General features: G+C 37.5%; 14 protein-coding genes and 2 tRNA genes. 9 read left to right on the forward strand and 7 right to left on the reverse strand.

Annotation, left to right across the window (positions count from 1 at the left end; translation table 11 throughout):
* Positions 1–74: transfer RNA gene (locus SFC32_RS08350), tRNA-Ile, on the forward strand.
* Between the two features lie 11 nt (positions 75–85).
* Positions 86–157: transfer RNA gene (locus SFC32_RS08355), tRNA-Glu, on the forward strand.
* Positions 158–210: 53 nt separating this feature from the next.
* Here SFC32_RS08355 and SFC32_RS08360 read toward each other — a convergent pair.
* The 3 genes from SFC32_RS08360 to recX all read right to left on the reverse strand — a co-directional run bounded on the left by SFC32_RS08360 (position 211) and on the right by recX (position 1,971).
* The gene (locus tag SFC32_RS08360; protein WP_411050137.1) at positions 211–522 is read right to left on the reverse strand and encodes a DUF960 domain-containing protein; all 312 of its coding nucleotides are present in this window, start codon (positions 520–522) and stop codon (positions 211–213) included.
* Between the two features lie 53 nt (positions 523–575).
* Positions 576–1,109 carry a DUF402 domain-containing protein gene (locus SFC32_RS08365; protein ID WP_006531621.1) on the reverse strand — a complete coding sequence of 178 codons (534 nt, stop codon included), beginning with the start codon at positions 1,107–1,109 and terminating at the stop codon, positions 576–578.
* Positions 1,110–1,194: 85 nt separating this feature from the next.
* On the reverse strand, positions 1,195–1,971 hold the full coding sequence (gene recX / locus SFC32_RS08370; protein ID WP_411050138.1) for a recombination regulator RecX: 777 nt from the start codon (positions 1,969–1,971) through the stop codon (positions 1,195–1,197).
* A gap of 56 nt (positions 1,972–2,027) precedes the next feature.
* Here recX and SFC32_RS08375 point away from each other — a divergent pair, with 56 nt between their 5' ends.
* From SFC32_RS08375 to SFC32_RS08385, 3 genes are all read left to right on the forward strand, one after another.
* Positions 2,028–2,930 (forward strand): tetratricopeptide repeat protein, encoded by a 903-nt coding sequence (locus tag SFC32_RS08375; protein WP_074563213.1) that lies wholly within the window; start codon positions 2,028–2,030, stop codon positions 2,928–2,930.
* On the forward strand, positions 2,930–4,282 hold the full coding sequence (gene rlmD / locus SFC32_RS08380) for a 23S rRNA (uracil(1939)-C(5))-methyltransferase RlmD (protein ID WP_074601300.1): 1,353 nt from the start codon (positions 2,930–2,932) through the stop codon (positions 4,280–4,282). Before SFC32_RS08375 ends, rlmD begins: the two co-directional genes overlap by 1 nt.
* A gap of 136 nt (positions 4,283–4,418) precedes the next feature.
* On the forward strand, positions 4,419–4,991 hold the full coding sequence (locus SFC32_RS08385; RefSeq protein ID WP_411050139.1) for a GNAT family N-acetyltransferase: 573 nt from the start codon (positions 4,419–4,421) through the stop codon (positions 4,989–4,991).
* An 83-nt stretch (positions 4,992–5,074) separates the two neighbouring features.
* Here the strand turns inward: SFC32_RS08385 and pnuC are convergent, their stop codons facing one another.
* From pnuC to SFC32_RS08400, 3 genes are all read right to left on the reverse strand, one after another.
* Positions 5,075–5,806, reverse strand: coding sequence for a nicotinamide riboside transporter PnuC (pnuC, locus tag SFC32_RS08390; protein ID WP_411050140.1), 732 nt, complete (start codon positions 5,804–5,806; stop codon positions 5,075–5,077).
* A 6-nt stretch (positions 5,807–5,812) separates the two neighbouring features.
* Positions 5,813–6,451, reverse strand: coding sequence for a deoxynucleoside kinase (locus SFC32_RS08395; RefSeq protein WP_074563216.1), 639 nt, complete (start codon positions 6,449–6,451; stop codon positions 5,813–5,815).
* Positions 6,452–6,849: 398 nt separating this feature from the next.
* Positions 6,850–7,617 (reverse strand): nucleoside phosphorylase, encoded by a 768-nt coding sequence (locus SFC32_RS08400; protein WP_074563217.1) that lies wholly within the window; start codon positions 7,615–7,617, stop codon positions 6,850–6,852.
* Between the two features lie 247 nt (positions 7,618–7,864).
* Here SFC32_RS08400 and SFC32_RS08405 point away from each other — a divergent pair, with 247 nt between their 5' ends.
* The 4 genes from SFC32_RS08405 (at position 7,865) to SFC32_RS08420 (ending at position 11,977) form a co-directional block, all read left to right on the forward strand.
* On the forward strand, positions 7,865–8,119 hold the full coding sequence (locus SFC32_RS08405; RefSeq protein WP_004230643.1) for a DUF1912 family protein: 255 nt from the start codon (positions 7,865–7,867) through the stop codon (positions 8,117–8,119).
* A 1-nt stretch (position 8,120) separates the two neighbouring features.
* Positions 8,121–8,438 (forward strand): helix-hairpin-helix domain-containing protein, encoded by a 318-nt coding sequence (locus tag SFC32_RS08410; protein ID WP_074559400.1) that lies wholly within the window; start codon positions 8,121–8,123, stop codon positions 8,436–8,438.
* A 249-nt stretch (positions 8,439–8,687) separates the two neighbouring features.
* The gene (locus SFC32_RS08415; RefSeq protein WP_411050141.1) at positions 8,688–9,266 is read left to right on the forward strand and encodes a GNAT family N-acetyltransferase; all 579 of its coding nucleotides are present in this window, start codon (positions 8,688–8,690) and stop codon (positions 9,264–9,266) included.
* Positions 9,267–9,325: 59 nt separating this feature from the next.
* Positions 9,326–11,977 carry a valine--tRNA ligase gene (locus tag SFC32_RS08420; RefSeq protein ID WP_411050142.1) on the forward strand — a complete coding sequence of 884 codons (2,652 nt, stop codon included), beginning with the start codon at positions 9,326–9,328 and terminating at the stop codon, positions 11,975–11,977.
* Between the two features lie 198 nt (positions 11,978–12,175).
* Here SFC32_RS08420 and SFC32_RS08425 read toward each other — a convergent pair.
* A partial coding sequence (locus SFC32_RS08425) for a hypothetical protein (protein WP_411216654.1) occupies positions 12,176–12,374 on the reverse strand: 199 nt, incomplete at its 5' end.

Here is a 12,374-nt window from a genome sequence, read left to right on the forward strand (position 1 = left end):
GGGCGCATAGCTCAGCTGGTTAGAGCGCACGCCTGATAAGCGTGAGGTCGGTGGTTCGAGTCCACTTGTGCCCATTTATTAATATGGTCCGTTGGTCAAGGGGTTAAGACACCGCCTTTTCACGGCGGTAACACGGGTTCGAATCCCGTACGGACTATTTTATTTATTTTTGTTTAAAAGGTTTAAAAAAGAAGGCGAGAGCCTTCTTTTTTAGTCTAGTTCATGTGGCAATAAAAGTGTTTCTGTTCCTGATTGATCAATCAGATAGACAATATTTGGAAAGAATGGGTCATACGGGTAATTATAATCAAAAGCAATAGTTGTTTGCTGATTTTGATTTTGGTAGCAGATCGTTAATTTTCCTTTTTTCTCAGTTAAGCGAAAGCTGATGATTGATTCCAGTGAGATGACACCTTTTAGATAATTATCTAAGATATCCCAGAAGGTATCAATGATTTCGTGTGGAAGGCTTGTTGCTACGCCAAAACTGGCGTATCTTTCTTTACTGATTTCAAATGCCATATAGTAACTCCTTTCTTTAGCGTAAAAGCACCCCTATCGGAGTGCTCGCAACTTTAACGATTCTTAAGTTCAAGATAACGTTTGTACCAAATATTAATATAGGCTTCTGAGAACGGTCCTTTTCCATTGTTAATCCAATCAACAAGGATTTTGACATTCTCTTTTAAAATAAAATCAATGTCTGGAGAATAGCCCATTTCTGCTTTGTGTATTTCGTACTCGTCGACGTCAAGTAGCCTTTTTTCACCGTCTGCAAAGACTTTGACATCCAAGTCGTAATCGATATACTTAAGAGCTTCTTCATCCATGACGTATGGACTAGCAAGATTGCAGTAGTATGAAACACCGTTATCTCTTATCATCGCAATGATATTAAACCAGTATTTTTTATGGAAATAAACAATGGCTGGTTCTCGCGTAACCCAACGTCTCCCATCACTTTCTGTTACTAGTGTGTGATCGTTAACTCCTATAACAGCATTGTCTGTTGTTTTTAGTACCATAGTGTCGCGCCATGTTCGGTGCAAACTACCATCATGCTTATAACTTTGAATTGTAATAAAGTCGCCTTCCTTAGGTAATTTCATGCCTTACCAACTTTCTACAATTAAACTTATCTGTTATAGTTTATCATAATTTTCTGAAAAAGGACACTTAGAAATGCAATTTATTTCACAAATAATCTCTAAGAGCGCTCTTAATATCATCATATGAAAAGCCTTTTCGAGCGAGAGCTTGCGTTAATCGTTGATTTAGTTCATATCCTTCGTATTTTTTACTAAATTTTCGATATTGTTTATCAAGTTCTTTATTTAAAAGTTCGAATTCTTGTTCTTCATCTTTTTCGATATCAAGTGTTTCAAAGGCATCTTTTGCTTCTGTGTATGAGAAGCCTTTATTCATCATATTTTGGATGATTTTATCTTTAAGTGTTTTTGTTGAGAGCTTGTTTTGATATTTACGTAAAAGTTTTTGAGCTGTTTTTTCAGCTAGGTCTGAAAAGTCTAATTCAGCTAATTTTTGGTCAATGAGTTGAGCATCAACTCCTTTTTGAAGTAATTTTTGTTTTAAAACGAAGCCACCTTTGTCTCCTGATGATAGATTTTGAGATAAATAGGTTTCAACATATTGAGAATCATTAATCCAGTTTTCTTTTTTGAGGTTTTCAATGATTTCTGGGATATACTGACTATCAATTTCATGTTTTTCTAAGTATTTTTTGACTTCATCTGCGGTACGTTGCTTGAAAGAAATTTGGTAAAGTGCCAAGTTTTTACCGTATGAAAATTGAGCGTATCTTTGAATATCTTTTAAGGTTGTTTCGTCAATTTCCATATTTTTACTTAACATAAAGTGAACAATAGTGTCTTCTGTTACGTAAAGTTTATCTTTTTCTTCAATTTCTAAAAGATATAGCCTTTTTTTCTTTTCGATTTTAGTGATTTTCATACATTCATTATAACAAAAATGTTAAAATAGTAGTGATTAAAGTGCAGGGAGGTGATATGGTGAAAGATAGTAAAATCGTTGATTTAGATGAATACCGCATGCTTAAGTCTTTAAGTGATGACCTTGAAGAGTTTCCGTTTGATGATGACTTTTTAGAAGATGAAGAAGATGAGCTAGACTCTGAAAATTGGAATTTATTTGAGGATTTAACAGAGCTTAGAAAGCGTGTTGATTATTATGAAGAGCTTCATGAGAAGGGTGAAATATCTGAGAAAGATTATTATTTTTCAAAAGTTAATCTTGGTATGCTTTATAAGCAAAATGGACTTTATCAGAGAGCTCTTGAGCAATTTGAAGCGGTTTATGAGCTGGATTCATCGGATTTGTTTGCTTGTCGTCATGAGATAATGGCATTGTATATTTTGACGTCACAATATGATAAGGCTTTGGTATTCTTTAAGAAGCAGTCTGATATTGGACATGATATTTTACTAGAAATCCCTTTGTTAGTTGGGGCTATTTTAGATGGTCATGATGAGATGGCACACTATTTGATTGAAGTTTTGAATGCTGATGTTAAGGACTTTGCTATTTTTTGTCAATCACCCGAGCTTTTGATGGATGATATTATGTCTGTCGGCGCAGCTGGCATTCATCGTCCAGATAGTTTAGAAGCGGTCTATGTAGGACTTTATCGTATTTTACCTTTACTGATGACTGCTGGAAATTATGTGCAAGCTTATTTGAATGATTATTTTTCAGAGCACAAGGCAGGTCAGGCAGAAGTTGAATCGTTAGCCTTTTTATCAGAATACCAAATTGAAATCTTGCTGGCGCATGATATTTATGATTTGCAGGATTTTCAAGTTTGGACAGAAGCAGATATTTTAGCTTTACCTCAGTTTGGTAAGGCAACTTTAGAAAAATTGAAAGAAGTAGGAGTTATATTTAGTCACTAATGAATTTGAAAGTAAAACAAAGAATTCCTTTGAAAATCAAGCGCATGGGAATTAATGGTGAAGGAATTGGATTTTATAAGAAGACTTTAGTCTTTGTTCCAGGTGCTTTGAAGGGGGAAGATATTTTTTGTCAGATTACGGCGGTTAAGCGTAATTTTGCTCAGGCAAGACTTTTGACAATCAATAAGAAATCTAAGTTTCGTGTGGAACCGAAATGTCCCATTTATCAAAAATGCGGTGGCTGTCAGATTATGCACCTACGTTATGATAAGCAGTTGGAGTTTAAGGATGATTTGATTGGTCAATCTTTGAAAAAATTCAAACCAGCTGGTTATGAAAATTATGAAATTAGGCACACACTTGGAATGGAAGTACCGTATCATTACCGTGCCAAATTGCAGTTCCAAACACGTTCTTTTAAAGGAAATGTTAAGGCGGGGCTCTTTGAAGAAGGTAGCCACCGTTTGGTTGATATCAAAGAATGTTTTGTTCAAGATGAATTAACGCAAGCTATTATTAATCGTGTGGCAGAATTGCTAGAAAAACATCATATTCCGATTTATGATGAGCGCAAGGTAGCTGGTATTCGAACAGTAATGATTCGTAAAGCAAAAGCTACTGGACAAGTTCAGATTATCTTTATTACTAGTCGAGATGTCTTTTTAGCACCGCTTATTAAGCAATTAACGGCTGAATTTGAAGCTATTAAGGGAATTGCTGTCAACTTTAACCGTTCAAAATCAAGTGAGATTTACGGCGGAAAAACAGAGGTTATCTGGGGCGATGCTGATATTTCAGAAGAGGTTTTGGATTATCATTTCAGTCTTTCGCCTCGTGCTTTTTATCAGTTGAATCCTGAGCAAACACAGGTCTTGTATAGTCAGGCTGTGGCTGCGCTTGATGTGACAGAAGATGACCATGTTATCGATGCTTATTGTGGTGTCGGAACAATTGGTTTTGCTTTTGCAGGTAAAGTTAAGAGTGTTCGTGGGATGGATATCATTCCTGAAGCTATCGAGGATGCTAAGAAAAATGCACAGCGTATGGGCTTTGACAATACTTATTATGAAGCTGGTCGTGCAGAAGACATTATTCCTAAGTGGTATAAGGAAGGTTATCGTGCGGACGCTTTGATTGTTGACCCACCTCGTACTGGTCTTGATGATAAACTCTTGGATACTATTTTGAAATATCAACCTGCTAAAATGGTTTATGTGTCATGTAATACGGCGACTTTGGCTCGTGATTTGGTTAAATTAAGTAAAGTTTATGATGTTCATTACATTCAGTCGGTGGATATGTTTCCGCATACAGCAAGAACTGAAGCAGTTGTTAAGTTAGTCAAGAAATAAGAAAATGATGAAACGTAAGGGGCTCCTTGCGTTTTTTAATAATTGTGAATTTGACAAGTGGTGTTATGTTTATTTTGACACTGGGCTACTTTATCGTTATACTAAATTATTGATTATTTTTGGAGGACTTGTGAGAATGGCCATTACGATTCGTTTGGCAAGTTTAGATGATGCAAAAGCTCTGCTTGATATTTATCGTTATTATGTTGAAGAAACAGCTATTACTTTTGAATATGATGTGCCGACTTTAGAGGAATTTACGGGGCGTATGCGCTCAATCATGGCTTTTTATCCTTATCTTGTGGCAGAAGAAGATGGCAAGATTCTTGGCTATGCTTATGCTTCTAAATTCCATCCTAGAGCTGCTTATGCTTGGTCAGCAGAAGCGACGGTTTATCTGGATAAGGCTGCGCGTGGTAAGGGTGTAGGACGTCAAATCTATGGAAAGTTAGAAGATTATCTAACTCAAATGGGTATCCTCAATCTTAATGCTTGTATTGCTTCAACTGATGTCGAAGATGCCTATCTGACAAATGGAAGCGAGAAATTCCATCGAGCACTTGGTTATCAATTGGTTGGAAAATTTCATGATTCGGGTTATAAATTCAACCGTTGGTATGACATGATTTGGATGGAAAAAATGCTTGGAGAGCATGGAGCGGATGTTGCAACAGTTAAGTCCATTCATGAGATTACAAAAAAAGCTTAACTCTTTTGAGTTAGGCTTTTTGACTATGTTTGCTGATGATATCAAAAAAATCTGAGACTGATGTCCCAGATTTTCGATTTATATTAAGCAACGGTTTCTTGAGCAAGACTTTCTTGTCCTTGGCTCTTTTTCCAGATGATAATTCCTACGAAACCTTGTGCTACCATACCTAGGTAACTGAAGGCAACGATTGGGTTACCGATAGATAGGTAAAGGACAAAGCTAAGCAAATCAACAACTAACCAAATGTAGTAGCCGTCGAGGTGTCCTTTTACCTGACGTTGTTGGGCAGTAAAGGAAAGCCCATTTGTGATAGCATCTAGGATGATTTTTTGTCCGCCCATCCAATAAGAAATAAATCCTAGGCCAAATGTCCAGAAGAAGACAGCGATAAGCACGTCTTTTAGACTGAATTTTTTATCAACGACTAATTCACCATCGTCATTGCGGCGTTTTTTCCAGTTATAATGTCCGATAAATTCGGTTGCAAGGTAGTAGCAACTTTTGAACATTTCACCGTAAACCCCTTGAATACCAGCGACTAAGATACCAGCAACATTTTGAACACCATTTGCTTTAAAGGTGTGCTGCCATTGAATCGCTAGTGTCCATGTCCCAATAAAACCAAAGATAGACATGATAATTGAGAGGACATGTAAGATGTTAAGGTCTCCTGAAAAGAGTGTCGGAATCATCCCGTATAGGGTAAATCCGAGAGAGACTAAGAAGGCAAAGATTACGAAAATCTTTTCTTTTAAGTCAAAACGATTCCAAGCGTTGTTAAATGATTCTTTAAGTGAAAGTTTTTTTTTCAAAAAATGTTAATCTCCAATTCCAATTGATTTCATTTCTTGACGGATCATTTGGTACACTTTATCCCAGTCCTCAGGTTTTGTAACATCGAGGTTGTCGGTGTTAATTTTCATTTTTGGACTGTATTGGTAATCTTCATACCATTTTGTGTAGTGCTTGTGAAGGAGTTTGTAGTAATCTGTTAGACCATTTTCGTCATCTGGTTGTTCAAAATCACGTCCACGTTTTTTGATGTTGTTCATGATGTGGTCAAAACTACCTTCGAGGTAGATTAGCAAATCAGGAGCTTTTTTAGGAAGTCCGTCAATTTCCTCCATCATGTTGTCTAGCAATTCCAAGTAGATATTATATTCTTGATCGCTGATGCTTCCTTGAAGGGTATTAATGTAAGTAAATAAAGCATCTTCGTAGATTGAGCGGTCTAAGACATTGTTGTCTGCTTCGTAAGCTTCTTTGATTGATTTGAAGCGTTTGTTCAAGAAGTAAATTTGTAAAGCAAACCCGTATTTTTCAGGGTCTTCATAGTATTTATCTAAAATTGGGTTATTGTCAACAGGTTCAAAGAATGCTGTTGTGCCAAGTTCTTTGGCTAAGAGAGAAGTGTAGGTAGTTTTTCCGACTCCTATCATTCCTGCTAGAATAATCACGATGGTAATGCACCTCCAATATGCTAATTCTGTAGTATTTATTTAAAAATGTAATGTGTAAAATGTATTTTTGATAGCAAAGCTATCTGTCTAGAGTAAGGTTAGTAAATGTATGTTTGGTGAGTTATTATGGTTTGGAAATAGGTGAAACAAGTCCTCCTTTCCCAGTAGAGTATCTATATGTGACAAAGTCAAGGCCTTGTATTTGTCATAATAAATGATTTAAGCACAATATCTTGTGCCCGGATAAAATAGTAGCACTATATTTTGTGTTTGACAAGAGCGAAAACTTAATTATTTTTGACTAAAAAGTCAAAGATGGCTAAAAATCAGGCTTTTAGCGTAAGCAAAAAAATTTTTAAAAAAAACTCAGCTAAAAAAGCTGAGAGTTTTTGAGCTTATTTGAAGACTTGGGTGGCAAAGTGTAAGGCGATACTAGCGATGCGGTCTTTTCTTTCAAGGTCAGCATCATTTGCAAGGGTACGTGGGTCCCATTTTTCGCTGTCAAGATTGTCGGCGGAATAGAAAAACTGAAAATGATTAATCTGTCTAAATTTAGCTAGCGCGGCAATAGCAGAGCATTCCATGTCAACAGCGATAGCACCTTGTGCCTTTCTAGCTAGCATTTTGCTTTGTGTTTCACGGTAAATGCCATCTGTAGACCAGACTTTTCCTTCAGTATAAGAGATGCTTTGATGACTAAGAAAGTTTTTAAAGCGCTCACGATAAGTTGGATTAAGAGCAATTTCATTAGTAGCAGGGGCATAGTGATAGCTTGTCCCTTCGTCGCGAATAGCAGAGCTTGGAATAATAATCGAGGTTTCTTTAATGCTATTATCAAGGACGCCACAAGTTCCAAAGACAAGGAGATTTTCTGCTCCCATGGCAATGATATCTTCTAAGACGGCAACGCAGCTACTTGCCCCGACGTAGGAGTTAAAAAAGCCGATTTTTTCTCCATGAAAGTCAAGCTCATAAATTGGAATTTCGAGATTAGCCACACTTGTTTTAGCAATCTGACGGTGAGGAACTTCGGCTAAAATTCTAGCAAAGGTTGCTCTTGCAAAGCAGGTCACAACTGTTTTTGGAAATTGAGGAAGACTTGCCACGATGTCACTGGGATTGATGATGGCTCTTTTTTCTGGGTCAAATTGCGATAGAATCATATTGCATCTCCTTTATAAAGTGTGTCGAAATATTTTTAATATTCTACTTTAAATAGTAGAAAAAGACAAGTTTATGTGAGAAAAAAGCTGAGGGACTTTTTTTTAGCTCTATCTGAGCTTATTTTCAGAAAAATTTCTAAAAAAGGAAGGGGATTCATGGAAATCATGTTACAAATCCTTTACAAGGCTCTCATTTTTTCAAGGTTTGTGTTATAATATGACCTAGGAAATCAGACGAGAGGTATTTATGACTTACGAACAAGAATTTTTAAAAGAATTTGAAGCTTGGGTTGATTCACAAATTACAGTTAATGAGATGGCAATGGAAGCCAGCCGTAAGATTGTGGAAGAAGATAAGGATGAACGTGCTGCTGATGCTTACATCCGTTACGAAAGCAAACTTGATGCTTACCGTTATATCCAAGGCAAATTTGCTAATTATAAAGCCGGCAAAGGTTTCCACGAATTACCAGATAATCTTTTAGGGGAGAGAAATTACTAAAATGGCAAAGAAAAAGAATCGAAAAAAAGAGTACTTATTGAAATTAAAACGTGCAGGTATCATCAAAACAGCTGCAACTTCAACTGTTAAAGCTGCTGCTAACGTTGTTTCAAAAGCAACTCTTAGTTTGGAAGAATTTTCAGCGATTTCTGCCGTAGAAGGCATTCGACCAAAACTTGTTGAAACACTTTACAATGAAGGAATTAAATCAGTATCTGATTTCCAAAATTACACAGAAAAAGAAGTTTTGGCCTTTAAAGGAATTGGTCCAGCAACAGTTAACAAACTTAAAGAAAATGGCGTAGCTTTCAAAGCTTAATCCATTTGCGTTAGCTGACCAAATCTGTTAAAATAAAAACATTCAGAGGTGTCTTGAAGACCATTTGTTACAGAAAGCGGTGGCGCTGAGAAATCCGCACAAATGTCGAGGCTGGTTGCTGAAGGTTGTAACTGAATAACAAAGTTGCGAGTGCTAGTCACTCGAATGTGGGTGGTACCGCGGATTTATAAAAGTTCGTCCCTGTCGAAAGACAGGGGCGATTTTTTATCCTAGAGTGGAGGAATTGCCATGATTAAGATACTAGGTCAGATAAACGACAATAAACTTCCGGATGTAGAGACAGAACGTCTTTACTTGCGTCAGCGTTTGGTGTCAGATGCTAAGGATATTTTTGATTATGCGAGCTTGCCAGAAGTGACTTGGCCAGCCGGTTTTCCACCTGTCAAAAGTGTGGCAGAAGAGGAAAATTACTTAGATAATATTATGCCTAAACGTTGGAGTGAACAGAACATTCCAGCTGGATATGGTATTTGTCCCAAAGGCTCTAATAGAGTTATCGGCTCGATTGATTTTAATCACCGCCATGCTGATGATGTGCTGGAGATGGGCTACTTACTCCACCCAGATTATTGGGGTCAAGGTATTATGCCAGAAGCTGCGCGTGCGCTTTTAGAAGTTGGTTTTAATCTGGTAGGCCTCCATAAAATCGAAATTGAATGTTATAGTTACAACAAAGCTAGCCAGCGTGTAGCTGAAAAACTTGGCTTTACTCTTGAATCAAAAATCCGTGATCGTAAGGATGCACAAGGAAAACGTTGTGATTTATTACGTTATGGATTGTTAAAAAGTGAGTGGGAGAAGTTATAAGCAGCACCTGATAAATTGAATTGATTAACTTATTGAAAAAATTGTAGAAAGGACATATTATGTCAAAAGAACTTTCACCAAAATATAACCCAGCTGAAGTTGAAGCTGGTCGTTATCAAAAATGGTTAGACGAAGATGTTTTCAAGCCTTCTGGCGATAAGAAAGCACATCCGTATTCTATCGTTATTCCACCACCAAACGTAACAGGTAAACTTCACCTTGGTCACGCTTGGGATACAACTTTGCAAGATATTATTATCCGTCAAAAACGTATGCAAGGTTTTGATACTCTATGGCTTCCAGGTATGGACCACGCTGGTATTGCAACTCAAGCAAAAGTTGAAGCACGTCTTGCTGAAGATGGTATTTCACGTTACGACCTTGGTCGCGAAAAATTCCTTGATAAAGTTTGGGAATGGAAAGATGAATACGCATCAACAATCAAACAACAATGGGGTAAAATGGGGATCTCTGTAGATTACTCACGTGAACGTTTCACCCTTGATGAAGGTTTGTCAAAAGCCGTTCGTAAAGTTTTTGTTCAACTTTATAAAAAAGGTTGGATTTACCGTGGTGAATTTATCATTAACTGGGATCCAAAAGCTCGTACAGCCCTTTCTGATATCGAAGTTATCCACAAAGACGTCGAAGGTGCTTTCTACCACATGAACTACATGTTGGAAGATGGTTCACGTAGCCTTGAAGTAGCAACAACTCGTCCTGAAACAATGTTTGGTGACGTTGCCGTTGCGGTTAACCCAAATGACGATCGTTACAAAGATTTGATTGGTAAAAATGTTATCCTTCCAATCGTTAACAAAGCTATTCCAATCGTTGGTGATGAACACGCTGACCCAGAATTCGGTACTGGTGTGGTTAAAATCACTCCTGCACACGACCCTAATGACTTCTTAGTTGGTCAACGCCATAACTTGCCACAAATCAACGTGATGAACGACGACGGTACAATGAACGAACTTGCTGGTGAATTTGCTGGTATGGATCGTTTCGAAGCACGTAAAGCTGTCGTTAAAAAATTGGAAGAAATCGGTGCGCTTGTTGAAATCGAAAAAATGGTTCACAGCGTTGGTCACTCAGAACGTACTGGTGTGCCAGTTGAACCACGTTTGTCAACACAATGGTTCGTTAAAATGGATCAATTGGCTAAAAATGCCATTGCTAACCAAGACACTGATGACGAAGTGAAATTCTACCCACCACGTTTCAACGATACTTTCCTTCAATGGATGGAAAATGTTCACGATTGGGTTATCTCTCGTCAATTATGGTGGGGTCACCAAATCCCAGCATGGTACAATGCTGAAGGTGAAATGTACGTCGGTGAAGAAGCTCCAGAAGGTGACGGATGGACTCAAGACGAAGATGTGCTTGATACTTGGTTTAGTTCAGCACTATGGCCATTCTCAACAATGGGTTGGCCTGACACAGAAGCAGAAGACTTCAAACGTTACTTCCCAACTTCAACATTGGTAACTGGTTATGATATCATCTTCTTCTGGGTATCACGTATGATTTTCCAATCATTGGAATTCACAGGACGTCGTCCATTTGAAAACGTGCTTATCCACGGTCTTATCCGTGATGAACAAGGACGTAAAATGTCTAAATCACTTGGTAACGGTATTGACCCAATGGACGTTATCGAAAAATACGGTGCTGACGCCCTTCGTTGGTTCTTGTCAAATGGTTCTGCACCAGGTCAAGACGTTCGTTTCTCTTACGAAAAAATGGATGCTGCTTGGAACTTCATTAACAAAATCTGGAACATCTCTCGTTACATTTTGATGAACAATGAAGACCTTACGCTTGACCAAGCTAGCGCAAATGTAGAAAAAGTTGCTGCTGGTACAGCTGGTAACGTTACAGACCGTTGGATTCTCCACAACTTGAACGAAACAATTGCTAAAGTCACTGAAAACTTTGATAAATTTGAATTCGGTGTGGCTGGTCACATTCTTTACAACTTCATCTGGGATGAATTTGCTGACTGGTATGTTGAGTTGACTAAAGAAGTGCTTTACAGCGACAATGAAGACGAAAAAGTTATCACTCGTTCAGTTCTTCTTTACACACTTGATAAAATCCTTCGCTTGCTTCACCCAATCATGCCATTCGTAACTGAAGAAATCTTTGAACAAATTTCTGAAGGTTCAATCGTAACAGCTGAATACCCAACTGTTAACCCAGCATTTGAAAATGAAGCTGCGCACAAAGGTGTTGAAAGTCTTAAAGACCTTATCCGTGCCGTTCGTAACGCACGTAGCGAAGTGAACGTTGCACCAAGCAAACCAATCACACTTCTTGTTAAAACAAGCGACAAAGAATTGGAAGACTTCTTCAACAACAATGTGAACTACATCAAACGCTTCACAAACCCTGAAAAACTTGAAATTTCTTCTGAAATCGAAGCTCCAGAATTGGCAATGTCTAGCGTTATCACTGGCGCAGAAATCTTCTTGCCACTTGCTGACCTTCTTAACGTTGAAGAAGAATTGGCACGTCTTGACAAAGAACTTGCTAAATGGCAAAAAGAATTGGATATGGTTGCACGCAAACTTGGCAACGAAAAGTTCGTCGCTAACGCTAAACCAGAAGTTGTCCAAAAAGAACGCGACAAACAAGTTGACTACCAAGCTAAATACGACGCAACAGTCGCTCGTATCGAAGACATGAAAAAATTGGTGAAATAAATTAAGCTTTCTACAAGGATTTGTTAAGATTGCCTTAAGTAAGGAAATCTATACTATAAACAATCCTAGTTAACTTTCTTTTTCACAGATAACTACTTTTCAAAGAGTATCACAATCAAAAAGCACCCCACCTCAACTGCAAGTTGAAGTGGGGTGCTTTTTGGAATCCAAGTATGAAAATTAGATAATATTTCTAATCTATTTGGTATAATTTCCAATTTTTCTTTTGAGTTCTTCCCATTCAGGGGGAGATAGTAATTCTTGAATATACTGAGACTCTTTTAAACTTATGAGCTGTGTATCATTAAGATACGGTAATAGTATAAATAATGATTCTAAATCCTGAATACTTTTTCTAATTTTTCTATTTTCTAAAAGAATCCATATGTATTTAATT

Origin of the sequence: Streptococcus sp. TATVAM-FAB8, assembly GCF_046592795.1 — a bacterium.
Lineage (GTDB): Bacteria > Bacillota > Bacilli > Lactobacillales > Streptococcaceae > Streptococcus > Streptococcus ruminicola.